Raw genomic sequence first — 25,392 nt, forward strand, 5'->3', positions numbered from 1 at the left:
AAACTACGTATCACTATTTGTCTCAAAGGAAATGCTTTTAAAACACCAAAAAAGATCTAGAAAACTTTTGTTTTCTAGATCCTCATTCTTACTATTTACTCTCACCAACACTAGTTGACAAAGAGCCAAAAAAAACGACATTCATAAGAATGTCGTTTTGATTTATTACATATGAATTGGTAAACCTAACGCTAATTCAGCAGCATCCATTGTTACTTCTGATAATGATGGATGTGAATGAATTGTTAATGCGATGTCTTCAGCATTCATACCAGCTTCAATTGCTAAACCTAATTCAGCAATAATATCACTTGCACTCACACCAGCAACTTGAGCTCCAACTAAAACGTTATCTTCTTTAGTTGTTACTAAACGAACGAATCCGTCCATTTTGTTTAATGAAATAGCGCGGCCATTTCCTGCTAATGAGAATTTGTATGCTTTAACATCTAATCCAGCTTCTTTAGCTTCTTTTTCAGTATAACCAACTGTTGCTAATTCTGGATCAGTAAATGCCACTGCAGGCATACCAATGTAATCAATAGCAACTGCTTTACCTGAAATAGCTTCAGCAGCAATTTTAGCTTCGTAACTTGCTTTATGAGCTAATGCAGCACCAGGTACGATATCACCAATTGCCCAAATACTTGAAACATTAGTGCGGCCTTGGTTATCTACTTTAACTAAACCACGTTCAGTCATTTCAACTCCAGCAATTTCTAAACCTAAGTCATCAGTGTTTGGACGACGACCAACTGTTACCATTACGTAATCAGCTTCGATTGCTTCTTCTTTACCGTTTGCTTCGTATTTAACTGTTACGCTGTCACCATTGTCAACAGCTTCTTTAGCCATTGCTTTAGTTACAACAGTAATACCTTTAGCTTTGAAGTCTTTCTCAACTAATTTCACCATATCTTTTTCAAAAGTTGGTAAGATTTGAGGAGAACCTTCTAAGATTGTTACTTCTGAACCTAAGTTAGCATATGCTCCACCTAATTCAGCACCAATAACTCCACCACCAACGATGACAAGTTTTTTAGGAACTTCTTTTAAGTTTAAGCCGCCTGTTGAATCAATGACACGGTTACCAAATTTGAATCCACCAATTTCAATTGGACGAGATCCTGTAGCAACGATTGCATTGTTGAATGAGTAAGTTTGTGCACTTTCTTCAGTGATAACACGTAATGTGTTAGCGTCTACGAAAAATGCTTCTCCTTCAATAATTTCAACTTTGTTCTTTTTAAGTAACATTCTGATACCTGAAGTTAATTTGTTAACAACACCGTTGTCTTTCCACTCTTGTGTTTTAGCAAAATCAAGTGTTACATTTTCAGCTGAAATACCGAAAATATCTCCTGTCATAGCTTCATGATATCTATGTCCTGCATTGATAAGTGCTTTTGATGGAATACAGCCGACGTTTAAACAAACGCCGCCAATGTATTCACGTTCAATGATAGCAACTTTTTGACCTAATTGAGCAGCACGAATTGCTGCTACATAACCACCAGGTCCAGCTCCAATGACAACTGTATCTAATTCTACTGCGAAATCTCCTACTACCATGTTTGATTCACCTTATCCTTCCATTAATAATAATTCTGGATCAGCTAATAAACGTTTAATGTTATTCATAGCTTTTTGAGCAGTTGCTCCATCGACAATACGGTGATCAAAACTTAATGATAATTTCATCATACGGCCAACAGCTAATTCACCATCTGAATTAACAACTGGTTGTTGAGTAATTGTACCTACACCTAAAATTGCTACTTCAGGGTAGTTAATTACTGGTGTGAACCAACCACCACCAACAGAACCGATGTTACTGATTGTCACAGTACCACCACGCATATCAGCTGCAGTTAATTTACCTTCGATTGCAAGAGCTGCTTTTTCGTTGATCTCATCAGCGATATCAAACATGCTCTTAGTATTTGAATCTTTAACGTTTGGTACATATAAACCATGATCTGTATCAGTTGCGATACCGATGTTGAAGTAGTTTTTGTAAACAACTTCATCAGTTGTATCATCAATTGATGCGTTCATAATTGGGAATTCTTTCATTGTAGCTGTTAAAGCTTTAACTACGTATGGTAAGAATGTTAATTTAGTATTTCTTGCTGCTGCAATATCTTTAAATTTCTTACGGTGATCCCACATTTTAGAAACTTCTACTTCGTCATGTAATGTTACATGAGGAGCAGTATGTTTACTATTTACCATTGCTTTAGCAATTGCTTTACGTGTAGGAGTCATTTTTTCGCGAGTTTCTAACTCAGCTGTTCCAACAAATGGTTGTGCTGCTTTTGGAGCGGCTGCTTTTTCAGCTGGAGCAGATGCTTGAGCTTCTACTGCTGCAGGAGCTGTAGCTGCTACTGGCGCGCCACCAAAGTTATCAATATCAGATTTAACAACACGTCCACCTTTACCAGTTGGAGTTACTAAAGTAATATCAACACCTTTTTCACGTGCATATTGACGTACTGAAGGCATAGCTAAAACGCGAGTTCCTGGTTTACCAGTTGGCTCTGTTGAAGCTGGTGCTGCTGCAGGAGCTGCCGCTGCTACTGGTGCAGATGCTTGAGCTACTGGCGCTGCATCATTGTGACCAGGTGCGTCGATTTCTACTAAAACATCACCTACGTTTGCTACTGTTCCTTCTGCAACGACGATACTTACAACTGTACCAGTTACAGGAGAAGGAATTTCTTCTACTGATTTGTCGTTTTGTACTTCTAACATTGTATCATCTTCGTTGATTGTATCGCCTGCTTTAACGAACCATTTTACGATTTCGCCTTCCGCAATACCTTCACCGATATCTGGTAATTTGAATTGGAAAACTCCACCAGTTCCTGGAGCAGGCGCTGCGGCTGCAGGTGCTGCTTCTACTACTGGAGCTTCTTCTTCTGCATCTTCATGACCAGGTGCGTCGATTTCTACTAAAACGTCACCAACGTTTGCTACTGTTCCTTCTGGTACTACTACCTTAAGAACTTTACCTGTTACAGGAGAAGGAATTTCTTCTACTGATTTATCATTTTGTACTTCTAACATTGTATCATCTTCGTTAATTGTATCGCCTTCTTTAACGAACCATTTTACGATTTCGCCTTCTGCAATACCTTCACCAATATCTGGTAATTTAAATTTAAAAGCCATCTACTATTCTCTCCTTCTATTTATCTAGTCTCGAGCTATTAATTAAAATGCGTGAATTTCTCTTACTTTTGCTTCGATGTCAGATGCATTTGGTAACCAAGCGTTTTCTGCCATACCGAATGGATAGATAGTATCTGGAGCTGACACGCGTCCAACAGGAGCTTCTAATGAAAGAACAGCTCTTTCTGAGATTTCTGAAACAACTTGTGCCGCAACACCAGCTTGTTTTTGAGCTTCTTGAACAACTACAACGCGTCCTGTTTTTTCAACAGATGCAATAATTGTTTCGATATCTAAAGGAGCAACAGTACGTAAGTCGATAATTTCAACTGAAATACCATCAGCTTCTAATTTTTCTGCTGCTTTGATTGCTTCACGAACCATAGCACCGTAAGTAATGATTGATACATCTGTTCCTTCTTTAGTTACTGCAGCTTTATCTAAAGGTACAGTATAAGACTCATCTGGAACTTCCTCACGGAATGAACGATATAATTTCATGTGCTCTAAGAAAACAACTGGGTCGTTGTCACGGATAGCTGAAATTAATAATCCTTTTGCATCATAAGGGTTACTTGGAATTACCACACGTACACCAGGAGATTGTGCAATTAAACCTTCTAAGTTGTCAGCGTGTAATTCTGGTGTATGTACACCACCACCAAATGGGGCACGAATTGTAATAGGCATAGTTCTTGTTCCACTCATACGGTAACGAGTACGAGCCATTTGAGCAACAATTTCATCCATAACTTCAAATACAAATCCGAAGAATTGGATTTCTGCAACTGGACGGAAATCTTCTAATGCTAAACCAAATGCTAAACCACCGATTGCTGATTCCGCTAATGGAGCATCGAATACACGATCAGCGCCAAATTTTGCTTGTAAACCTTCAGTAGCACGGAAAACTCCACCGTTGTTACCTACGTCTTCACCGAATACTAATACATCTTTGTTTGCTTCAAGTTCTAAAGCTAGAGCATCTGTAATTGCTTGAATCATTGTTTTTTGTGCCATGATTTATTTCGACTCCTTTGCTTCGTAGATATCAATTTGTTCTTGAATACTTTGTGGTGCTACTTCAAACATGTTTTTCAAGAAATCTGATACTTTTTGTTTTGGTGTAGCATCTGTAGCTTTGATAGCTTCTTTAATTTCTTCTTTTGTTTGTTCAATAACTGCTTCTTCTTTTTCTTCTGACCATAAACCTTTTTCAGTTAAGTAGATACGGAAACGATTTAATGGATCTTTTCCTGCCCACTCGTCTTCTGTTTCTTGAGAACGGTATCTTGTTGGATCATCACCTGATAATGTATGTGGACCATAACGGTAAGTTAATGTTTCAATTAAAACAGGACCGTTTCCAGCAATTGCCCAATCACGAGCTGCTTTTGTTACTTTATAAACTGCTAATGCGTCCATTCCGTCAACTTGAATACTTGGAATACCTGCTGCCACACCTTTTTGAGCCAATGTAGTAGCTGCTGATTGTAATTCACGAGGAGTAGAAATCGCATATCCGTTATTTTGGATAAAGAATACTGCGTTTGCTTTCATTGCTCCTGCAAAGTTGATTCCTTCATAGAAGTCACCTTGTGATGAACCACCATCACCTGTATATGTAAATGCTACATTTGGTTTGTTACGTTTTTTAAGACCTAAAGCAACACCAGCTGCTTGCACGTATTGTGCACCAATAATAATTTGTGGTGGGATAGCTTTTAAATCTGCTGGGTATTCGTTTCCTGCTGCATGACCTTTAGACCATAGGAACGCTTCTTTTAATGGTAATCCGTGTTGAATTAATTGAGGTACATCACGGTAACCTGGTAATAACACATCTTCTTTTTCCATTGCAAAATGACTTGCTAATTGACTTGCTTCTTGACCAGCTGTTGGTGCGTAGAAACCTAAACGTCCTTGACGGTTTAATGCTGTTGAACGTTGATCAAGTACACGAGACCATACCATTCTAGTCATTAATTCTACTAACTCATCATCTGATAAATCAGGTAATAAATCTTCGTTTACTACTTTTCCGTTCACGTCTAATACTTGAACTGTTTGGAAGTTCTCATCGATACTTTCCAGAAATGCTGCAAAATCAAGTGGGTTTACTTTTTTCTTAGCCATGCTGTTGCACAATCCTCTCTTATTACAATTTCATTTTGTTCTCAAACAGAAAGAAAATCTGTATCATTTTCTTTTGTCTCAACACCTATAAGTTACCATGAGGATTTCACGATTGCAAGTAATACACTCACTTTTTTATTGATAAAAACAGGTTGTTATCCTTGTTATGACAATTAGTGATTGAATTCACTTTATAACAAACCATATTTATTTATATTTATCCAAAACTGATACATTCTGTATCATTCTGTTTTAGATACAAATAAACTCTGTTATACATCAACTTTCTGAAAACTTGATAAGACTGTATTAATCAACGTTTTTTATTGTTCCACTGACTCATAGGACTGTTTTAAATAAGGTAAAGTTAAAAAAAAAAGGAACTATCTTCATAAAAAAGATAGTTCCTTTAGTTAATAAGTGTATATTTTAAGCCTAGTTAACTTTAAGATAGTGAAAAAAATAACTTGTATTATATCCACTCATTGTATTTCTTAATATATTTATTTTTAATAAGCTGTACTAATAGCATATACACAAAAACAATGCCAATTAGCCATCCCCAGTAGTTACTTGGAAGTGCTGTGAAGTCAAAAGCATCTCTCAACGGCTCTACTAACACAATCACAATACCTGTAAGTACAGCTAATAGGCTCATAATCACCATTGGAGCACTTGCTCGACTTTGGATGAACGGTATTTTTTCTGTTCTTACCATATAAACAACAAGAGTTTGACTGATTAATCCGACTAAAAACCATCCTGTCTGGAATAAACTCTGTTCAGCAACTGTATTAGCTCCGATGATGTACCACATCACTCCAAAGGTGACAATATCAAAGATACTACTGATAGGTCCAATGAAGATGGTAAATCTAAATAGATTTTTATTATCAAATTTCACTGGTTTCATTATCTGACTCTCATCCACATTATCCCAAGGCATTGCTAGTTGAGAAATATCATAAACTAGATTCTGTACTAATAGCTGTAAGGATAACATCGGTAAGAAAGGTAAAAAGGCACTCGCTACTAACACTGAGAAGACGTTACCAAAGTTAGAGCTAATAGTAATAAGAATATATTTCATCATATTTTTGAAAACTTTTCTTCCTTCTATTACACCATCTTCTAATACTGTTAAACTTTTTTCTAATAAAATAATCGAACTCGCTTCTTTTGTAATATCGGCGGCTGTATCAACAGAGATTCCTACGTCTGCTGTTCTTAAGGCAGGAGCATCATTAATACCGTCTCCCATAAAACCAACTGTATTACCTTGTTTTTGTAGAGTTTGAATGATTCTTGCTTTTTGCATTGGATTTAATTTAGCAAACAAATTCGTTTCATTAACAGCTCTATCAAATTCTTCATCACTCATTTTATCTAAATCAGTTCCAATATAGGCTTTATCAACTTCAATCCCTACATCTCCACATACTTTTCTTGAAACAATTTCATTATCACCTGTTAACACTTTTACAGTGACACCGTGATGATGAAGAGAAGATATTGCTGTTACAGCAGATTGTTTAGCTGGGTCTAAGAAACCAACGAATCCAGCTAAAATCATATCCTTTTCATCAGCTACTTCATAAGTCGCATCATCATGAACATCTCGTTTGTAAGCAACTGTAATTACACGCATTCCCTGTTCATTCATTTTACGGTTAACATCATTCATTTGCGCTAACAACTCATCTGTTAACGTTAATATCTCACCATCAATTTCTACATGAGAACAAACCGCTGCCATTTCTTCAACAGCTCCCTTAGTTATCATCAAGTGATGTCCGTCTCGTTTTAATGCAATGGTTAAACGTCTTCTTGAAAAATCAAAAGGAATCTCATCAATTTTTTCAATATTATCATGAGTTACTTTTTCTGGATGGGTTTCATAATAATTAATAATGGCATGATCCATTAAATTTTTCCAACCAGTTTGATAATTAGAATTTAAAAAGGCTAAATCAAGAACTCTAGGATCGTCATCACCTAAAGGACTAACGTGTTCAACTAAAACCACTCTGTCCTCAGTAATGGTTCCTGTTTTATCTGTACATAATACGTTCATTGCTCCAAGATTCTGTATCGCATTTAATTCTTTAACAATTACTTTCTTTTTAGCTAACGTTTGAGATCCTTTAGCTAAGTTACTTGTCACAATCATCGGAAGCATTTCAGGAGTTAGTCCTACTGCTACTGCAATAGCAAAGAAGAAAGCTTGGGTCCAATCACCTTTCATGATCCCATTGATTAAAAAGACGACAGGAAAGAGAACCATTACCATGCGCAATAGTAATTTACTAATATGATTCAAATCACGGTCAAAGTTAGTCAATTCGCGTTTACCACTGGCTTGTTTAGCAATATCTCCAAAAAAAGTTTGTTGTCCTGTTTTTAAGATAATCGCTTCTCCTTGGCCACTCAAGACGTCAGTTCCCATAAAAATTAAGTTCGATAAATCAATGGCAGAAGAATCTGTTGTTGATAGATTTTCTTGTTTACTTGCTTCATATTTTTCAACAGGCATTGATTCTCCCGTTAGAGAAGACTGATTCACAAAAAGGTCTTTCGTCCAAATCAAGACACTGTCAGCTGGAATCATATCTCCTGCTGATAAATAAACAATATCCCCTGGGACAACGTCTTCCATAGGTCTCTCTTTTGTTTCTCCCTCTCTTTTGACTGCGCAAGTATGTTTAACCAAATTCTGTAGTGCTAAGGATTCTTGTTGCGCTTTGAAATCTTGAATAAATCTAATAACGGCACTCACAACAATCATAATCCCCATAACAACTACAGCTTCGTAATCCTTTGTCACAGCAGATACAAATAACAAACCTGCTAACACGTAAATGAACGGATCCATAAATGATTTAACTAACACGACATACCAAGCATCAGGTTTTTGAATATCAACTTTATTTTCCCCAAACTCTTCTAAACGTTGTTCAGCGTCTTCAAGAGATAAACCATTTTCAGATGTTCTAAACTCCATCATTAATTCTCTTTCAGAAAGTTTTGAATATTTTCTTAATTCTTGGTCTTTACTTAAATTTGATACATCCTTTTTCATTCATATCCCCCCATATTTTTTCTAAAAATCAATGATAAGAAATATAATTATTCAATATCAATAAAATACTTAAAATAACAGCTCCTTCACTAATAAAATAAGACAAACTCTTCCTCTATTCCACTGTAACTTTTTTAATCTTTAAAATCAAACTTATCTCTAACTTTCCTAAAATTGTTCCTAATACTCTGCTTTTATTAGAAATAACTTTTTCTTCTATAGTATAATAGAAGCATCTCAGCTTTCGGAGGAAAACATGGTCAAAAAAATACTATCAATCAATCATTCAGATCCTTTAGCTAAAACAGGTGTTCAAGCAGATTTACGTGAATTTCAATCACTTGATTGTTTTGGCTTTTCAGCTATCTCAGCTTTTTTTATAACTTCAGACAAAAAATATCAAAGCGTTTCACCGGCTATTTTGTTAGAACAACTGGAATCAATTTTATCTATTAGCTCGATGGACGCTATTAAAATAAATCATTCAGTTCCATTAGACTACTCGATTAAAGAGTTCTTTCTTCCTATCTATAAGGAAACTCCTATTATTTTTGAACTGAATAATAGGAGTGAAGATGAAAACTCATTCAGTGATTTAGCTAAAATAATTGCTCTAACAGCTGACAATCATAAAATAAAAGATATTCACCAATACTTTAACGATTATTGCAAACAACCAAATCAGTTCTTAGCTATTCCAGATAAGTACGATTCAGACAAATCTTATCTTTATGACGGTAGCGATTTATATGAACTTCATCATACTCAAACTTCTTTAAGTAACTTTTTAACAGCTGAATGTGCTAAAGATAGCTCTTTAAGTTCCTTACTAACTGAAACAAACAAAAAAAGAGATGAACTTTAAAAGTTCATCTCTTTTTACTAATTTTCTTCTGTATTAAGTAAGAATTTAGCAACAAACGCTGCGATAATTCCACCTACAAGTGGTGCTAAAATATATAACCATAATTGACTCATAGCGTCCCCACCAACAAAGATAGCTGGAGAAATACTACGAACAGGGTTAACTGACATACCAGTTAAAGGTACACCAATAAAATGTAACATTGTTAATGTTAAACCAATTGCTAAACCATTGTAACTAGTTTCGCCTTTTTTACTTGTTACAGATAAAACAACAAATACTAAAATAAATGTTAATAATGCCTCAGTAATAAATGCACCAGCTGTGCTGATTTCTGAATAAGTTGTTTGAGCTAAGTTGTCAGTTCCACGATCTGTCATAGATAATAGCATTCTTAATAATGAAGAACCTAAAATTGCTCCTACTAATTGTGCTGCAAAATAAGTTAACATTTCGTTTAGAGACATTCTTTTGTTAATAAACATAGCTAAACTAACTGCTGGGTTTAAATGAGCTCCTGAAATATTACCTACTGTATTAGCTGCCACCATAATAGATAGACCAAACGCTAAACCAATTCCTAACACACCTACTGTGTCACCAACTAAAACTGCTGTACCTGTACCAATAAATACTAAGAAAAATGTTCCTAATACTTCGGCTAAACCTTTTTTTAACATGTAAATCCTCCAATTATTTCAAGCTAATATAGGGTTCTCTTCCTCGCTTGAGAACATTAACTTTTTCTTTTCCTTCTTTATCCCACTGAATCACTCGATAAAAGGCATCATGATAGAAGAAAAAGTGATAATTGTTTGCATAACCATTCTTCAACAATTCATCCTTTTTAAAGATTGACGTCATTGGGTAGTCATCATAAGCAAGGACCCATAACGGGTTTTGATGAGCATGAGTGGGCATAAGATCTGCCATGTGAATCATTACATCCCCCTCTTGCTCTAACAGAATAACAGAGTGGCCTTGACTATGTCCACCAGTATGCATCATCTTAATCGATGGCATTATTTCAACTTGATCAGTAAAAGTTTTCACTTGACTTTCAATAGCTTCCCAGTTTCTTACCCAATAAGTACTTTTTGATCGCATGTTTGGATTTTTAGTTTCATCCCATTCGATTTCTTGTACATAAATTTGAGCATTTTTAAAGACTGATTCAAACTCACCAGACTCATTTGGAATAGTTAGACCTGTTGCATGGTCAAAGTGCATATGTGTCATTAACACATAATCGATATCTGATGTTGTTAAGTTCAATTCAGCTAAACTTGCATCAATCTCAGACTCTCTATCCACACCAAATATTTGTTTTTCTTTCTCAGAAAACTTGTTATTCCCAACGCCTGTATCAATAAGTAAATTCTTCCCTTGATACTGAATTAAAATAGGATCTGTTGGTAATTCAATTTGGTTCTTTTCATTGAATGGGTATTTTCTTTGCCACACAGGTTTTGGTACGACTCCAAACATGGCACCCCCGTCTAAACGGGTTGTGCCACCTTCAAGCCAAGTTAGTGTCATCTCTTTAAATTGAAACGTGTCCATTGAAACTCCTCCTCAAGCTAATTACAGATAGTTTTTCTCTTTTGCTGCTGCTAATAAATCATCTTTGAAATCAGGATGAGCAATAGCAATTAATCGTTCAACACGTTCAGAAATAGTTGCTCCTTTAAGAACAGCTGAACCATATTCAGTTACAATTGTATCAATATCATTTTTCGATGTCGATACAGGTGCTCCTTCGAATAAAGTTGGAACAATAGTTGAAACAGTTCCTTTTTTAGCAGTTGAGTACAGACAGATAATTCCAGTTCCGCCTTTTGTTAGACGAACACCTTTCATAAAGTCAGCTTGTCCACCAGTTGAAGAATAGTACATTCCTTTAACTGATTCTGAGTTACATTGACCAAAGAAGTCAACTTCAACTGTTGAGTTAATTGCTACTAAATTATCTAGTTTGTTAACAACTTCAAAGTTATTTGTGTAGTCACAAGGCTCCATTAAAATATCTTTGTTATTGTTCATGAATTCATATAAACGCTTGCTACCAATGGCAAATGTTGCTACAGATTTACCTGTATCAATTTCTTTTTTGCTGTTTGTAATAACATTTTTTTCCGTTAAATCAACTAAACGCTCAGGTAACATTTCAGTATGTAAACCTAAATCTTTTTTATCAACTAAGTATTCCATTACAGCATTTGGCATTGCACCAAATCCAATTTGTAATGTATCACCGTCTTTAACTTTAGCAGCGATTTCTTTACCAATGGCTAAGTCATTGTCATTTAAAGTCGGGTTACCTAATTCTGGTAAATCAACATTATTTTCAATCAATGCAGCTACTTGGCTAATATGGATGTTATTGTTTTTACCAAATGTTCTTGGCATGTTTTCATTTACTTCTAAAACGATTGCTTTAGCATCTTTAATTAATGACGCAACGTAAGAAGGTGATGTTCCTAATGAAAAGTTACCATCTTCGTCCATTGGAGATACAGTAGCCATGATAACATAACGACCTTCTTCTCTTTGTTTTAAGATACTTGGAATATCTGAGAAGTTGTTTGGTAATAAATCAACTAAGCCTGCATTCATTTGTTTACGATCCATACCTGATAAGAAAATTGAAATTTGTTTTAACTTATCTTTAGGAGCATCAACAATTGGAAAGCTTGGTAACATACGATATAAACGATTATCTTCAAGTGTGTCTAAAACACGAATCCCATCTAATAAAGCTTCAGGTTCCCCTGGCATAATCGGAAAAATAATTCCATCTCCTGGTTGGATCACTTTAACTGCTTCATTTGCTGACATTAATTTTTCTTGATACATTTTTTGAATACTCATTTTATAACGCCTCTTCTCTATTTTATTATTTGAATAATCTGACTTTTCAGAATTTTTAGTTTTTTGTGAAGTTAGGTTTACGCTTATTAACGAAAGCATCCATACCTTCTTTTTGATCTGCTGTTGAGAACATCGCTCCAAAGACTTCAGCTTCAAATTTCAACCCATTATCTAGTGACATATCTAAACCACTATCAATAACAGATTTACTACTAGAAACAGCTAAAAAAGCATTTTTTTGAATACTCTTAGCTAGTTTTAAACCTTCTTCTAACAGATTAGCTTGCTCGTATACATGATTCACTAATCCAATGCGGTGTGCTTCTTCAACACCAATTACTTTACCTGTAAAGATTAATTCTTTAGCAACACCTGCTCCAACTAACCTAGGTAAACGTTGTGTCCCACCAAATCCTGGAATAATCCCAAGACCTACTTCTGGCTGACCAAACTTAGCATTTTCTGCTGCTAAACGAATATCACAAGCTAAAGCTAATTCACAACCACCACCTAAAGCAAAACCGTTAATACAAGCAATTGTTGGTTGAGGTAATTTAGCTAATTTTGCAAACACATCATTTCCTGCTGTTGAAAACACTTTGCCTTCTAACGTATTTTTATCCTTCATTTCTGAAATATCAGCACCTGCTACAAACGCTTTTTCTCCAGCTCCCGTTACTAAAACAACATCAATTTCATTGTTTTTAGCTACTTCATCTACTAATAAACCAAGTTCAGCTAAAACTTCTGAACTTAAAGCATTTAGCATTTTAGGGCGTTCAATGGTAATCGTTCCAATACCATCTTGAACAGTTAAGCTTAAAAATTCATAAGACATGTCTATTCCTCCAATGGTATTCGATTATTTTTTGTTATGTTCGTAGAAACCACGACCAGTTTTGTTGCCTAACCAACCTGCTTCAACATATTTTTTAAGTAATAATGCTGGACGGTATTTAGGATCTTTAAACCCATCATATAAAACATTCATGATTGCTAATACTGTATCTAGTCCAATATAATCAGCTAATGCTAATGGTCCCATTGGGTGGTTAGCACCTAACATCATTGATTCATCAATTTCTTCAGCTGTTGCTACACCTTCATCTAATACAAAAATAGCTTCATTAATCATTGGGATTAAAATACGGTTAACAGCAAATCCTGGTGAATCTTTAATATCAATTGATACTTTACGGATACTTTCAGATACTTCTACGATTGCTTGTGCTGTTTCTTTAGATGTTGCTAAACCATGATTAATTTCTACTAATTTCATTAATGGAACTGGGTTAAAGAAATGCATTCCAACCACTCGATCAGGGCGTTTTGTTGCTGTTGCAATTTCTGTAATTGATAATGAAGATGTGTTTGTTGCTAAAATAGTATGTTCAGGAGCGATACGATCTAATTCTCTAAAAATAGATAATTTGATTTCTTTATTTTCTGTCGCTGCTTCAATAACTAAGTCAACATTTGCCGCATCTTCATAACTTGTTGAAGGGATAATGCGTGACACAATTGCTTCTACTTCTTCTTCTGTTTTTGTATTGCGTGACACATCTTTTGCTAAGAATTTTTTGATTTTTTCTAAACCATTATCTACAAATTCTTGTTTGATGTCATTCATATAAACTGTATATCCTGCAGTCGCAAGAACTTGTACAATTCCGCCACCCATTTGTCCAGATCCAACGATCATTACGTTTTTAATTGTCATTATTAATCTTCCTTTTTTATCGTATTAACCCAAGGCTCTGCGATAACACGTTTCAAACGATTTGAAGAACTTCCATAAATAGCTGTGATTTTAGCGTCTCTAACGAAGCGCTCAATATCATTATTACGCATATAACCGTAACCACCTGTCATTTGAATCACGCTCTCTGCAGTTTCAATTGCCAAGTCAGATGCTGCTAATTTTGCCATAGCAACAAATCTTGAGTTGTTGTATTTATTATCTTCAATCACCGAAAGCAATAAAGCTCGTGATGCGTATATATTAGTTTCTATTTCAGCTAATTTAAACTGAGTTGACTGCATATCAATTAAGCGCTTCCCTAAGTTTCGGTCATAGGAAACATATTGGAGACCTCTTTCAAGTGCGCCGCCTGCAATCCCTAAAGATTGAGCTGCAACTGACAAACGATTTCTGTTTAGAATAGAAGATATTTGTTCCACTCCATTTTGAACGTTACCAAGTAGTGACTCTTTTGCCAAGACAACTTTATCTAGTTCGATACCAGCAACTGGTAAAGATTTGATTCCCATTTTCTTTTCTAAAGAACCTACTGTTAACCCTTCAGTCTCACGGTCAATAACAAAAATCCCAATACCTTCATCACCGTTTAATTTAACTACTTTTGAGGCAACTAAAAAAACTGAAGCAATGGGAGAATTGGAAATATATTCTTTTTTCCCATTCATAAGCCATCCAGTTTCGGTTTCAGTTGTTAATGTGTCCATTTCATCAATTTCACTACCAGTGATTGGTTCATTTAATGCAAATGAACCATATATCTCACCAGTGAGTAATTTGGGCAAATACTTTGCCTTTTGTTTCTCCGTACCAAAGGTTGTTAGTGGCCATATGGAATGACTCTCTTGAGTTAAAAGAATGCTTCCTAACGCTGGGAAATTCTTACTAATTTTTCTAATAATACTTAAATAATCTTTGTACGGTAAGTCTTCATTAGGTGAATAGAGTCTTTGAAAAAGTTCTAAATCAAATAATGTTCTCACATGATCTTCTGGAAATGTTTCCATTCGATCAAAATAGGCTGCCGCTGATCTTAGTTCTGTATCTGAATAATTAGAGATCCATTCAATTAACTCAATAGATTCATTCATGTTTATACCACCTGTCCTTTTCTAGTCACGTTTAATTATAACAGAAATACCTTGTCCGCCACCAATACATAACGTAGCTAAACCATTTTTAGCATCTCTTTTTTGCATTTCGTTAATTAACGTTACTAAGACACGAGCTCCACTTGCTCCAATAGGATGTCCTAAAGCGATTGCTCCACCGTTAACATTCGTGATTTCTGGATTTAATTCTAAATCTTTCATAACACTCATTGCTTGGGCAGCAAAGGCTTCATTAGCTTCAATTAGATCTAAGTCTTTTGCTTCAATATTTGCTTTTTTAAGAGCTTTTTTAGTTGAAGGAATTGGACCTGTTCCCATAATTTTTGGATCTACTCCACCAGTTGCATATGAAGAGATACTTCCTAAAATATCTAAGCCTAATTCTTCTGCTTTTTCTCTTGTCATCATGATTAAGACAGCTGCACCATCATTGATTCCTGAAGCGTTACCTGCAGTAACAGAACCATCTTTTTTGAATGCTGGACGTAATTTTCCTAATGAATCTGTTGTTGAACCAAAACGAGGAAATTCATCCGTATCAAATACAACTGGCTCGCCTCTTCTTTGTGGAATTTCAATTGGAATGATTTCATCTTTGAATTTACCAGCTTTAATAGCTGCTTCTGCTTTTTGTTGGCTTCCTGCAGCAAAAGCGTCTTGTTCTTCTCTTGAGAAGTTGTATAAATCAGCAATGTTCTCAGCTGTAATTCCCATTGCGATATCGTCAAATGCGTCTGTCAGACCATCTTTCATCATTGTATCAACAATTGTTCCGTTACCCATTTTCCCACCAAAGCGGTAATCAGGTAATACATATGCTGATTGACTCATACTCTCAGATCCACCAGCTACAACGATGTCGTTGTCACCAAGCATAATTGATTGTGCTGCCAAGATAACTGATTTTAATCCTGAACCACACACTTTATTAATTGTAAATGCTGAAGACTCTTTTGGAATACCAGCATTGATTGAAATTTGTCTAGAAACGTTTTGTCCTAAACCTGCAGATAAAACATTTCCCATAATAACTTCGTCCACTAATTTTGGATCTAAGTTAATAGCTTTAAGTGATTCACTCACCACTGTAGCTCCTAAATCAACGGCTGATACACTCTTTAAACTGCCACCAAAACTTCCGATTGGACTTCTTCTAGCAGATACGATTACTACTTCTCTCACTTACAAAACCTCCTATTAATTATAAAGCGCTTTTCTTTACAGTACCCATTCTACTCCAATCTAAGAAAAAATCTAACAAGTAATAGTAATTTAACCTATTAGCTAAATTAATAGGTTATAAAACGTTGTTTTAACAAGGCGTTAAGCCCTTTCAAATGTAAAAACAGCCCATACAGACAAAAAAGAGAGTTCCTTATACAGGTTCTCTCTAGATAATTGGTTGGTAGAAATAGCTTAAGATAGACTCATAAACTAAACTCTCAATATCGCTGTATTTCGATTTGATTGGTCGACATAATAATACATTAAATGGAATAGGGTCTTTGAATGGGATTTCTACAAATAAAGATTTATCCATAGTTCTCTCAATTGGTGATGGTAGAATAGTGACAATTTTAGATTCTTGTGTCGCTTCCACAAGATAATCCCAAGAAGAAGATTGGAATTTAATCTTGGCTTTACTATCCAAATCTTTTAACTTATTTTTGACTAATTCATTCGTTGTATAACTTTCGTTAAACGTTGCTAACGGATAAGGTTCAAGCGTTGTCCAATCAAGCTGTTTCACTTTACTTAGTGGATGGTCATGATAAACAAAAGCTGTCATTTCATCAATTTGAATCACATGCTCCTCAAAACTTTTAGCATCTAAACTAGTTGGTTCTATTAGAATTGCCATATCTAAGTCATTTTGAAAAAGCATTTTTCTAAGGTAATTACTACCGCCTTCCACAATTTCAATTTGAATATTGGGATTATCCATCATAAATTTAGGGAAGAATGACGAGAAAAAGATTCTTAAAATTAATGACGGCAAACCAATTCGAATCGTTCCTTTTTGTTTGGCTGCTTCTTTTCTAACCATTTCATTCATTTGTTCATGTAATTTTGTAAGCTCTTGAGCATAAGCATAAAGCTTTTCACCACTAGAGGTTAAGCTGTCTAAACGCCCGTTCTTACGGTAAAAAAGAGTTAATTCCTCATTCGTTTCAAAGTTAATAATTAATTGACTAAGAGCCGATTGAGTAATGTGAATCTTTTTTGCTGCTAAAGACAAGTTACAACCACATTCTACAATATTCATAAAATAATATAATTGCTGAATATCCATTGTTTTACTCATTTCCTTTTCTTTTCATATTTTCTATTATCATATCATAACCTTAGGATAAAATACTAAAAAAACAAAATAAGAGCTTACTTCAAAAAGTAAGCTCTTATCAAAATTAATTCATTTTATACAAAGGCACCTACACCAGTTAAGTAGCGTCCAACGATTAAAGCGTTGATTTCATGAGTTCCTTCATAAGAGTAAATTGCTTCTCCGTCTGCGAAGAAACGACCTACATCAGTACCTAATGTAATTCCGTTACCACCACAAACTTCACGGCCTAATGCTACTGTTTCACGCATTTTCATTGCATTATGCATTTTAGCTAAAGCAGAGTTTTCTTCTTGGAAACTTCCTTGTTCTTGTAATTTAGCTAATTGTACAGAGTAAGATAATGTTGCAACAACGTTAGCTTCCATACGAGATAATTTTTCTTGAACTAATTGGAATGAAGCTAATTTTTTACCGAATTGGTCACGGTTTGTTACATATTTAACAGCAGCTTCTAATGAACCATAAGTCATCCCCATAGCTAAATGAGCGATGTCAGCTCTTGTAGAACGTAAGATTCTTGCAACATCTTTAAATCCGTTAACATTTTCTAAGCGATCTTCGTCAAGAACTTCAACATTTGTTAAAGTAATGTGACCATTGTTGATTGCACGTAATGACATTTTCTCTTGGATAACGTCTACATGAAGACCTTCTGATCCACCTTTAACGATGAAACATTTAATTTTTCCATCAGCTGTATCACGAGCAAAGATTGGTAAAACATCAGCAGTGTCAGCTCCACCGATCCAACGTTTTTCTCCGTTGATAATCCATTTGTCGCCTTTTTTCTCAGCTGTTGTTGATAATCCACCAGCAATATCTGATCCATGATCAGGCTCAGTTAAACCGAAACAACCTTGCCATTCAAATGAAGCAATTTTTGGAGCGTATTTAGCAATTTGTGCTTCACTACCACCGATTAAGATTGTGTTGTAACATAATCCACCGTGAACAGTGTAGAAAGTTGCGATTGATGCATCTAATTTAGCTAATTCTAAATAAAGGAAAGCATTGTATAATTCAGATGGTTTTTGAGCACCTTCGCGGCCTTCAAATAATAATGGGCTATCCATAATACCAATTTTAGCTACTTCTTTAAAAGCTTCAAAAGGAAATTCACCTTTTACCCAATGTTCATTAACAACTGGTTTTACTTTTGTTTCTAACACTTCTCTTAATTGTTTTAAGATAGTTAATTCACCTGTAGTTAATTCATTTGAATAAGCAAATAAGTCTAATGGGTAAAAGTCTTTTAATTCTTGTGTTCTTTCCATTTCTAAATCTCTCCTCAAAACGTTTTTTGTTTACAAACAAATCATAAGACACTTTTATGGGTAACTCAACTTAACAAAAATTATTAAATCTATTAGTTTTTTTAATAGGGTAAGAAAACCCTTACATATCAACGATTTTTTATACAAACAAAAAAAGCTTTTAGTTTTTTTAACTAAAAGCTCTTGTTTTTATACTTTAACAGCAAAAGATTGCCATGGTTTTAATTTAATATCTATTAAACTATCTGCAACAGGCATATTCTGAACTAATACTTCTTTCATTACCTCTTGAGAAGTAAATGGCTGTTCATTATTAGACAAGTTAACAACTACTAACCATCTTTCTCCTTCAAACTCTCTTACATAAGAGAACACTTCTTCGGCTGTTTCTTGTAATTCAAAGTCTCCCCATACAACTAATGGGTTATCTTTTCTTAACTGAATCAGTTTTTGATACGTGTAAAAAATAGATTCTTTGTCTTCTAATGCGGCTTCAACATTAATCTCTTGATAATTTGGGTTAACATGTAGCCACGGCTCACCTTTTGTAAAACCACTTTGATTACTGCAATCCCACTGCATTGGAGTTCTTGCATTATCTCGCCCTTTAGTGTTAATCGAATGAATAATTTCTTCTTTAGAATAACCTTTACTCAAACGGTCATTATACATATTAACACTTTCAATGTCTTCTACTTCCTCAATAGAAGTTATTGGGCAATTTGTCATTCCAATTTCTTCACCTTGATAGATATAGGGTGTTCCTTTCATTAAATGCAAAAGAATCGCAAATGCTTTAGCACTTTCCACGCGGTACTCTTGATCATTTCCCCAGCGAGATACTATTCTTGGTAAATCATGGTTATTCCAAAATAGACTATTCCACCCTTCATCCCCAAGTGAAGTTTGCCATTTAGAAAGAACTTGTTTTAATTCTGACATCACTAAGGGGCGTAGATCCCATTTTTGTTTCCCTGGTTGTTCATCTAATCCCACATGTTCAAATTGGAAAACCATAGATAATTCTTCTCTTTCTGGGTTAGAATACATCTTAGCTATTTCAGGAGTCGCTCCCCATGTTTCTCCAACTGTCATCACGTCATAATTACCAAACGTTGCTTGATTCATTTCTTTTAAGTATTCATGTAATTTCGGTCCATTACCTGTAATTTTTTCATCTGGGATTTTACCAATTAAATCAATCACATCCATGCGGAACCCACCCACACCTTTTTCAAGCCAAAAATTCATCATATCATTTACTTTTTGACGAACGGTTTCGTTTTCCCAATTTAAATCAGGTTGTTTTTTACTAAATAAGTGAAGGTAATATTGACCACTTGTTTCATCATATTCCCAAGCACTACCACTAAAAGTTGATTCTAAGTCATTAGGTGCTTCTCCATTAACTGGATCGCGCCAAACATAGAAATCACGGAACGGATTATCTTTGCCTTTTTTTGCTTCAATAAACCACGCATGCTCATCAGAGGTATGATTCACCACTAAGTCCATAATGATTCGAATGTCTCTTTTTTTAGCTTCTGCAATCAATTCGTCCATATCAGCCATGGTACCAAACTCATCCATAATATCTTCATAATCGCTAATATCATATCCATTATCATCATTTGGAGATTTATAAACTGGACTTAACCAAATAGCTGTTATCCCTAATTTTTCCAAATAATCTAATCGATTAATAATACCTCTTAAATCACCTACACCATTTCCAGTTGTATCTTGAAAACTTCTTGGATAAATCTGATATAAAACTGCAGATTGCCACCATTTGTTTTGTTTGGTTGTCATAAAATCTCCTCCAGAATAATGATATTATTTATTAAGGTGTTACGTAACACTTATAGTTAAAAATAAAAAATGTTACGTCTAGTGTGTCGCAACACTTACCTAGAATATAACATTTCATCTATTAATCGTCAACTTTTCTAATCATTAATAAGTTTAACTGACTCACCTTCAGTTAACTTTGTTTCTAATACTACTTTTTTGATTAATTGAGGGCCTTCTAAAATACCTTCTACGGCTAATTCAACAACCGCTTTAGCTTTTAATGTGATATCTTGTGACATACTTGTAATTTTAGGTGTTGCGTATTTTGTTAGGAGTGTTCCATCAAAACTAACAATTGAGATGTCTTCTGGCACTTTGATTCCCTTTTGATAGAGTTCAGATATGATCTGAACTGCAAGTAAATCTGACGCACAAAAAATGGCTGTTACATCAGCCAATTTCGGTATTAATTCTTGATAAACAAATGGTTGATAGTTTTTATAAGTTGTCGGCATCCCGAGAAACACAGGTGTTAAGCCTCTATTTGCCATAGCTTGTTTTACCCCTTGAGCTCTTTGATAATCAGCACCTACCCAACTTTTACTATTCTCACCCTTGGCTAAAAACAAGATAGTTTGATGATTTTTATTCAGTAAATATTCCGTCAGCTCATAAGCTCCCTTAGTGTCTTCAATTCCTACATTTAGTTTAGGTAGCTCTTTTTCTGATCCGTAATTATCAACAAAAACAATGGGAACATTGACACTTTCTTCCCACTTAGAAACATCAGAACTAGAAGCTCCTGATACAATCAGACTTTCTAAATGCCACATTTGAGCGAGTCTCGCCCCTTCTTCAAAATCAGCCACACGATGAAACATCATAAAGTAGCCGTGCTTTTTAACTTGAGATTCAACTGCTTGGACTAGTTCTCCGTAATAAGGATTATCATAAAATTCTTCTTGTTCAGCTTCTGTATCTTGAATAATCATTCCTATTATTTTAGACCCATGTTTGGCTAATAATCTGCCTCCCATGTTAGCTGTATAATTTAATTCTTTTAATGCCTTATTTACTTTGTCCTTTGTCTCAGGAGAAACCTTCTCATCTCGTCCATGAATCACATTTGATACGGTAGTTGGACTTACCCCTGTATATTTTGCGATATCTTTAATGGTTGCCATACTTTTCTCCTTTCTTTTATTTTACTTTGTTTCTTCTTCTTTTATATTATAATAGAGGATGACTAATAATAGGAGGCTAAATGATGAATTTAACTAAAAAAGCACTCTCTCAAGCCTTAAAAGAATTAATGACCACTATTCCATTTGAAAAAATCACCATAAATGACGTAACAAATGAAGCAGGTGTTTCTAGAAATACCTTTTATTATCATTTTTCTGATATAAATGAACTTTTAGAATGGACGTTTGATAATGAAATTGTTAAAGGATTAGAGTCATATGAAGACTTAAATACTTGGCGAGACGGCTTACTAAGTGTTTTAAACTATACAGAAGAAAATCGCAAGTTCTGTCTTAATACCTTTCATTCTCTTAACCGAGACCGATTAGAGATTTTTTTATACAACATTACCTATCATATGCTTATCTCGATAATGGATCAATCTTATGATGAAACAGTTCTTGATACGACTCTAAAAAATGAAATCGCTGATTTTTATGGTCGAGCAATTGTAGCCCAAGTCATTCATTGGTTAACCACTAGATTAGAGGAACCAAAAACGGAATTAATCGATAGAATTGAAAGTGTCACTAAAGGAACTATTGAATTAATCATTAAAAACCACTAAAACCTTTGGACAAAAGTTAATTTTTGTCCAATTTTTGGGCATTTTTTCATTTTTGTTCATATGCTTTTTCTATAAAATTCGTATGATAAAGAAGTAACATTCATACAATTTATAGGAGGTTTTATTATGTTTTTCTTTGAAAGCATGCCTTGGTATTCCGTAGTCATGTGGTTTGTTGTTGTAGGTGGTTTAATGTTAATGAATGAACTAGCTCGCGCAAACAAATGGGTTGCACTTATTTTATTTACAGTTTTACCAGTATTTTTAACAATCTTCATCTGGCCTACAACAGCAGGTGCTGGAAGTAGTACAGGAACATGGTTCCACTGGGTGAAAGTTTATTCAGCTCTTGCTGGATGTTTAGGTTTCTTAGCTTTAAGATTTATCAAAGGAGCTCAAGATAAAAAATGGATGATGGCTTTTCCAGCCTTCATTTTAGCTCTTAATATTTTAGAAGCTGTTATTCGTGATTTCCAAGTTTATTCATTACATGGCATGGTTGATGGCGTGTATATGAACGGTGGCGTTTGGAACATTATGAACGGTGTTGCCGGTATTCTAAATATCTTAACTATTTCTGGTTGGATGGGAATCCAAATTAGTAAAGACAAACAAAAAGATATGGTCTGGGCTGACCAAATGTGGTTCTGGATTATCGCTTATGACGTTTGGAATTTTGCTTACGTATACAACTGTGTATCTGACCATTCATTCTATGCAGGTCTTGGTTTATTAATGTCTTGTACAATCCCTGCCTTCTTTATTAAAAAAGGAGCTTGGTTACAACATAGAGCGCAAACTTTAGCTTTCTGGATGATGTTTACAATGACATTCCCAGCCTTCGTTGGTGAATCTAAATTTGCTGTTCAAAGCTCTCACAGTAGTACAGCTTTATTCACATTAAGCTTCTTAGCTTTAGCTATTAACGTAGCAGTCTTCATTTACCATATTTACCGTATTAAAACGCAGAAGAAAAATGTTCTTAAAGACGAGGTTTATGCTGGTCTTAAATCATTTGAAGAAGTTAAACAAAACAATTAAAGAAAAGGATCAGAACGTGATAGTATCATGCTCTGGTCCTTTTCTGTTATTCCAAAATGGAATAGCTAAATCGTATCAATCGATTCAAAAGCAAGTCTTTTGATAATATCTTCGTGTTGAGGGAAATCTTTTAATAGTTCTCCTTGAGAAAATAATTTAAAGTCTGTAAATTCAAATCCAGGTACTACCACACAGCTTACTAAAGAGTAATCATTATCTACAGTTGAACCAAAAATAGTTCCTGCAGGTACATTAAAATGTAATCTTTCTCCTTGTTCTGTGTTTTTTCCAATCTTCACGGCTTCATAAGAACCATCTTCATAAATACAATGAACCGTTAAAGGCTCACCATCATGATAATACCAAATTTCATCTGCTGTTAACTGATGAAAATGAGATGGACTTTCTTCTGTTAAAACAAAATAAATGCTTGTATATAATTTTCTTGTTTTATTGTTCCTAGTCATTGTCTCTTTTGATTCTTCTGTTCTTAAATAAAAGCCACCTTCTGGATGAGCTTCTAAATTCAGTTCATTAATCCATTGTTCTTTTGTTTTCAACTCGTCTACCTCCTTAAATAACTGCATTCATTATACTAAAATTTATTTTTTATAACAACTTTTGTTTTCACACTTGAATAACTACATATTGTGTATTATTATAACTTAAGAATTATTTTAACACTATATATAGTTAAGGAGTCTAAGGAGGATATGAGCGTGATTGTATTAGCTGGCACAATAGGTGCAGGAAAAACAAGTCTTTCAAAGATGATTGCTGAAGAATTAGGCAGCGATGTATTTTATGAAAGCGTGGATAATAATGAGATATTACCTTTATTTTATGAGGACCCAGAAAAGTATGCTTTTCTGTCACAAATATATTTTTTAAACAAACGATTTAAGAGTATCAAGGAAGCTTTAGTTCATGATGACAACGTATTAGATCGTTCGATTTACGAAGATTCACTACTTTTTCATTTAAATGCTGATTTAGGACGAGCTACTAAACAGGAAGTAGCGGTTTATGATGAATTATTAGCTAATATGATGGAAGAATTGCCTTTTGCAGCAAATAAAAAGCATCCTGATTTATTAGTTCATATTAAGGTTTCTTTTGAAACAATGCTAAAAAGAATTGAAAAAAGAAATCGTCCTTTTGAACAATTAAGTTACGACCCAACTTTGTACGATTATTACAAAGAATTAAACCAACGTTATGAAAAATGGTACGAAGATTATAGTGAAAGTCCTAAAATGCAAATCGATGGAGATAAATTTGATTTTATTGAGGACCCGAATGCAGCTAAATTAGTTGTAGCAGAAGTTGTTAAAGAATTAACAAAAATCAGAAATTAGGTATAAAAAAACATCTAGCTTAGAATGCTTCAAACATTTCCATGCTAGATGTTTTATTCTATTTTTAGACAAAAAAATAAGGCTCTAGGCCTTTTAATAACTCATTATCAATTCAGACACATGACGGCACGCTCTTAGTGCTGCTTCCTTCCAGATCTGACACGCTTCGTGCGCCCGTCATTGTCCTAGCCTTGCGGCAATATTTATTATACTTCATTCAATAACAAAATGCTAGCCTTTTTTTGCTTGTTTTTGTTTTCTTCTAATTTCCCTAAAGAACTCCGTTAAAATACTTGAGCACTCTTCTTCTAAGATACCTGTTTCCAACTCACATACATGATTAAAGCGATTATCCTGTAGTAAATTCATTAAACTACCTGCTGTTCCACCCTTAGGATCCATAGCTCCGTAATAGACTTCAGCTACTCTTGATAACATAATGCCACCACAGCACATTGGACAAGGTTCTAAGGTGACGAATAGCTGGGCTTCTTCAAGGCGCCAACTATCTACTTTTCTATTAGCCTCTCGAATCGCAATCATTTCAGCATGTGTTGTGGCATCTTGAGAATATTCCCGAACGTTATGCCCTCTTCCAATTATTTCACCATTTAAAACGATAATTGCTCCAATAGGGACTTCTCCCATAATTTGCGCTTTTTTAGCTTCTAGTAAGGCTTCCTTCATAAAAAATTCTTTTTCTTCCTGTGTTAAAATAGTTCTTTCTTTTTTCATTTATTTCCTCTTATTCTTCTTCTCATCTTTTCTT

At 34.7% G+C, this 25,392-nt stretch carries 22 protein-coding genes and 1 other RNA gene; 4 read left to right on the top strand and 19 right to left on the bottom strand.

The window, feature by feature from the left end; all coding sequences use genetic code 11:
- Positions 1-165: 165 nt before the first annotated feature.
- From lpdA to mgtA, 5 genes are all read right to left on the bottom strand, one after another.
- The gene (gene lpdA, locus ACODH8_RS04230; protein WP_332464694.1) at positions 166-1,572 is read right to left on the bottom strand and encodes a dihydrolipoyl dehydrogenase; all 1,407 of its coding nucleotides are present in this window, start codon (positions 1,570-1,572) and stop codon (positions 166-168) included.
- A gap of 12 nt (positions 1,573-1,584) precedes the next feature.
- Positions 1,585-3,174: a dihydrolipoyllysine-residue acetyltransferase gene (locus ACODH8_RS04235; protein ID WP_332464693.1), complete on the bottom strand. Its 1,590-nt coding sequence runs from the start codon at positions 3,172-3,174 to the stop codon at positions 1,585-1,587.
- Between the two features lie 42 nt (positions 3,175-3,216).
- A complete protein-coding gene (locus ACODH8_RS04240) occupies positions 3,217-4,194 on the bottom strand; it encodes an alpha-ketoacid dehydrogenase subunit beta (protein ID WP_332464692.1) in 978 nt (325 codons plus the stop codon).
- 3 nt (positions 4,195-4,197) lie between these two features.
- On the bottom strand, positions 4,198-5,310 hold the full coding sequence (gene pdhA / locus ACODH8_RS04245) for a pyruvate dehydrogenase (acetyl-transferring) E1 component subunit alpha (protein WP_332464691.1): 1,113 nt from the start codon (positions 5,308-5,310) through the stop codon (positions 4,198-4,200).
- A gap of 472 nt (positions 5,311-5,782) precedes the next feature.
- Positions 5,783-8,389 (bottom strand): magnesium-translocating P-type ATPase, encoded by a 2,607-nt coding sequence (gene mgtA, locus ACODH8_RS04250; protein ID WP_332464690.1) that lies wholly within the window; start codon positions 8,387-8,389, stop codon positions 5,783-5,785.
- A gap of 256 nt (positions 8,390-8,645) precedes the next feature.
- Here mgtA and ACODH8_RS04255 point away from each other — a divergent pair, with 256 nt between their 5' ends.
- The gene (locus ACODH8_RS04255; protein ID WP_332464689.1) at positions 8,646-9,254 is read left to right on the top strand and encodes a bifunctional hydroxymethylpyrimidine kinase/phosphomethylpyrimidine kinase; all 609 of its coding nucleotides are present in this window, start codon (positions 8,646-8,648) and stop codon (positions 9,252-9,254) included.
- A 17-nt stretch (positions 9,255-9,271) separates the two neighbouring features.
- On the opposite strand, the gene ACODH8_RS04260 is transcribed toward ACODH8_RS04255, so the two are convergent.
- The 11 genes from ACODH8_RS04260 to ACODH8_RS04310 all read right to left on the bottom strand — a co-directional run bounded on the left by ACODH8_RS04260 (position 9,272) and on the right by ACODH8_RS04310 (position 21,595).
- Complete coding sequence (locus ACODH8_RS04260) at positions 9,272-9,934, bottom strand: MIP/aquaporin family protein (RefSeq protein ID WP_332464688.1); 663 nt, start codon at positions 9,932-9,934, stop codon at positions 9,272-9,274.
- 13 nt (positions 9,935-9,947) lie between these two features.
- On the bottom strand, positions 9,948-10,817 hold the full coding sequence (locus ACODH8_RS04265; protein WP_332464687.1) for a YtnP family quorum-quenching lactonase: 870 nt from the start codon (positions 10,815-10,817) through the stop codon (positions 9,948-9,950).
- A gap of 21 nt (positions 10,818-10,838) precedes the next feature.
- Complete coding sequence (locus ACODH8_RS04270) at positions 10,839-12,125, bottom strand: acetyl-CoA hydrolase/transferase family protein (RefSeq protein WP_332464686.1); 1,287 nt, start codon at positions 12,123-12,125, stop codon at positions 10,839-10,841.
- Between the two features lie 55 nt (positions 12,126-12,180).
- Positions 12,181-12,963, bottom strand: coding sequence for an enoyl-CoA hydratase-related protein (locus ACODH8_RS04275; RefSeq protein WP_332464685.1), 783 nt, complete (start codon positions 12,961-12,963; stop codon positions 12,181-12,183).
- A gap of 24 nt (positions 12,964-12,987) precedes the next feature.
- Positions 12,988-13,845, bottom strand: a complete 858-nt coding sequence (locus tag ACODH8_RS04280) for a 3-hydroxybutyryl-CoA dehydrogenase (protein WP_332464684.1) — start codon at positions 13,843-13,845, stop codon at positions 12,988-12,990.
- 2 nt (positions 13,846-13,847) lie between these two features.
- The gene (locus ACODH8_RS04285) at positions 13,848-14,975 is read right to left on the bottom strand and encodes an acyl-CoA dehydrogenase family protein (protein WP_332464683.1); all 1,128 of its coding nucleotides are present in this window, start codon (positions 14,973-14,975) and stop codon (positions 13,848-13,850) included.
- Positions 14,976-14,996: 21 nt separating this feature from the next.
- Entirely contained in the window at positions 14,997-16,178 is a 1,182-nt protein-coding gene (locus tag ACODH8_RS04290) for an acetyl-CoA C-acetyltransferase (RefSeq protein WP_332464682.1), read from the bottom strand.
- 208 nt (positions 16,179-16,386) lie between these two features.
- On the bottom strand, positions 16,387-17,289 hold the full coding sequence (locus tag ACODH8_RS04295; RefSeq protein ID WP_332464813.1) for a LysR family transcriptional regulator: 903 nt from the start codon (positions 17,287-17,289) through the stop codon (positions 16,387-16,389).
- 125 nt (positions 17,290-17,414) lie between these two features.
- The gene (locus ACODH8_RS04300) at positions 17,415-18,617 is read right to left on the bottom strand and encodes an acyl-CoA dehydrogenase family protein (RefSeq protein WP_332464681.1); all 1,203 of its coding nucleotides are present in this window, start codon (positions 18,615-18,617) and stop codon (positions 17,415-17,417) included.
- A 189-nt stretch (positions 18,618-18,806) separates the two neighbouring features.
- Positions 18,807-20,429, bottom strand: a complete 1,623-nt coding sequence (locus tag ACODH8_RS04305; RefSeq protein WP_332464680.1) for an alpha-glucosidase — start codon at positions 20,427-20,429, stop codon at positions 18,807-18,809.
- Between the two features lie 137 nt (positions 20,430-20,566).
- Positions 20,567-21,595, bottom strand: coding sequence for a LacI family DNA-binding transcriptional regulator (locus ACODH8_RS04310; protein ID WP_332464679.1), 1,029 nt, complete (start codon positions 21,593-21,595; stop codon positions 20,567-20,569).
- Positions 21,596-21,678: 83 nt separating this feature from the next.
- Between ACODH8_RS04310 and ACODH8_RS04315 the strand changes: the two genes are divergently transcribed.
- On the top strand, positions 21,679-22,224 hold the full coding sequence (locus ACODH8_RS04315; protein ID WP_332464678.1) for a TetR/AcrR family transcriptional regulator C-terminal domain-containing protein: 546 nt from the start codon (positions 21,679-21,681) through the stop codon (positions 22,222-22,224).
- Between the two features lie 126 nt (positions 22,225-22,350).
- Complete coding sequence (locus tag ACODH8_RS04320) at positions 22,351-23,265, top strand: DUF5692 family protein (RefSeq protein WP_332464677.1); 915 nt, start codon at positions 22,351-22,353, stop codon at positions 23,263-23,265.
- Positions 23,266-23,330: 65 nt separating this feature from the next.
- On the opposite strand, the gene ACODH8_RS04325 is transcribed toward ACODH8_RS04320, so the two are convergent.
- On the bottom strand, positions 23,331-23,852 hold the full coding sequence (locus ACODH8_RS04325; protein ID WP_332464676.1) for a cupin domain-containing protein: 522 nt from the start codon (positions 23,850-23,852) through the stop codon (positions 23,331-23,333).
- A gap of 126 nt (positions 23,853-23,978) precedes the next feature.
- On the opposite strand from ACODH8_RS04325, the gene ACODH8_RS04330 reads away from it, so the two are divergent.
- Entirely contained in the window at positions 23,979-24,623 is a 645-nt protein-coding gene (locus ACODH8_RS04330; protein ID WP_332464675.1) for a deoxynucleoside kinase, read from the top strand.
- A 106-nt stretch (positions 24,624-24,729) separates the two neighbouring features.
- Here ACODH8_RS04330 and ffs read toward each other — a convergent pair.
- Positions 24,730-24,814: signal recognition particle sRNA small type (ffs, locus tag ACODH8_RS04335), an RNA gene on the bottom strand.
- A gap of 40 nt (positions 24,815-24,854) precedes the next feature.
- Positions 24,855-25,358, bottom strand: a complete 504-nt coding sequence (tadA, locus tag ACODH8_RS04340) for a tRNA adenosine(34) deaminase TadA (protein ID WP_332464674.1) — start codon at positions 25,356-25,358, stop codon at positions 24,855-24,857.
- Between the last annotated feature and the right edge of the window lie 34 nt (positions 25,359-25,392).

The sequence above is a fragment of the Vagococcus fluvialis genome, from assembly GCF_048815235.1.
In the GTDB taxonomy this organism is placed as follows: domain Bacteria; phylum Bacillota; class Bacilli; order Lactobacillales; family Vagococcaceae; genus Vagococcus.

Excerpts from the sequence above, each read along its gene's own strand:
- ACODH8_RS04295 (WP_332464813.1), bottom strand. The coding sequence starts at position 17,289 with ATGGATATTCAGCAATTATATTATTTTATGAATATTGTAGAATGTGGT.
- pdhA (WP_332464691.1), bottom strand. The coding sequence starts at position 5,310 with ATGGCTAAGAAAAAAGTAAACCCACTTGATTTTGCAGCATTTCTGGAA.
- ACODH8_RS04300 (WP_332464681.1), bottom strand. The coding sequence starts at position 18,617 with ATGGAAAGAACACAAGAATTAAAAGACTTTTACCCATTAGACTTATTT.
- ACODH8_RS04270 (WP_332464686.1), bottom strand. The coding sequence starts at position 12,125 with ATGAGTATTCAAAAAATGTATCAAGAAAAATTAATGTCAGCAAATGAA.
- ACODH8_RS04275 (WP_332464685.1), bottom strand. The coding sequence starts at position 12,963 with ATGTCTTATGAATTTTTAAGCTTAACTGTTCAAGATGGTATTGGAACG.
- ACODH8_RS04325 (WP_332464676.1), bottom strand. The coding sequence starts at position 23,852 with ATGCAGTTATTTAAGGAGGTAGACGAGTTGAAAACAAAAGAACAATGG.
- ACODH8_RS04330 (WP_332464675.1), top strand. The coding sequence starts at position 23,979 with ATGAGCGTGATTGTATTAGCTGGCACAATAGGTGCAGGAAAAACAAGT.
- ACODH8_RS04255 (WP_332464689.1), top strand. The coding sequence starts at position 8,646 with ATGGTCAAAAAAATACTATCAATCAATCATTCAGATCCTTTAGCTAAA.
- ACODH8_RS04260 (WP_332464688.1), bottom strand. The coding sequence starts at position 9,934 with ATGTTAAAAAAAGGTTTAGCCGAAGTATTAGGAACATTTTTCTTAGTA.
- ACODH8_RS04240 (WP_332464692.1), bottom strand. The coding sequence starts at position 4,194 with ATGGCACAAAAAACAATGATTCAAGCAATTACAGATGCTCTAGCTTTA.
- ACODH8_RS04305 (WP_332464680.1), bottom strand. The coding sequence starts at position 20,429 with ATGACAACCAAACAAAACAAATGGTGGCAATCTGCAGTTTTATATCAG.
- ACODH8_RS04265 (WP_332464687.1), bottom strand. The coding sequence starts at position 10,817 with ATGGACACGTTTCAATTTAAAGAGATGACACTAACTTGGCTTGAAGGT.
- ACODH8_RS04320 (WP_332464677.1), top strand. The coding sequence starts at position 22,351 with ATGTTTTTCTTTGAAAGCATGCCTTGGTATTCCGTAGTCATGTGGTTT.
- ACODH8_RS04280 (WP_332464684.1), bottom strand. The coding sequence starts at position 13,845 with ATGACAATTAAAAACGTAATGATCGTTGGATCTGGACAAATGGGTGGC.
- tadA (WP_332464674.1), bottom strand. The coding sequence starts at position 25,358 with ATGAAAAAAGAAAGAACTATTTTAACACAGGAAGAAAAAGAATTTTTT.
- ACODH8_RS04315 (WP_332464678.1), top strand. The coding sequence starts at position 21,679 with ATGAATTTAACTAAAAAAGCACTCTCTCAAGCCTTAAAAGAATTAATG.
- ACODH8_RS04235 (WP_332464693.1), bottom strand. The coding sequence starts at position 3,174 with ATGGCTTTTAAATTTAAATTACCAGATATTGGTGAAGGTATTGCAGAA.
- lpdA (WP_332464694.1), bottom strand. The coding sequence starts at position 1,572 with ATGGTAGTAGGAGATTTCGCAGTAGAATTAGATACAGTTGTCATTGGA.
- ACODH8_RS04285 (WP_332464683.1), bottom strand. The coding sequence starts at position 14,975 with ATGAATGAATCTATTGAGTTAATTGAATGGATCTCTAATTATTCAGAT.
- mgtA (WP_332464690.1), bottom strand. The coding sequence starts at position 8,389 with ATGAAAAAGGATGTATCAAATTTAAGTAAAGACCAAGAATTAAGAAAA.
- ACODH8_RS04310 (WP_332464679.1), bottom strand. The coding sequence starts at position 21,595 with ATGGCAACCATTAAAGATATCGCAAAATATACAGGGGTAAGTCCAACT.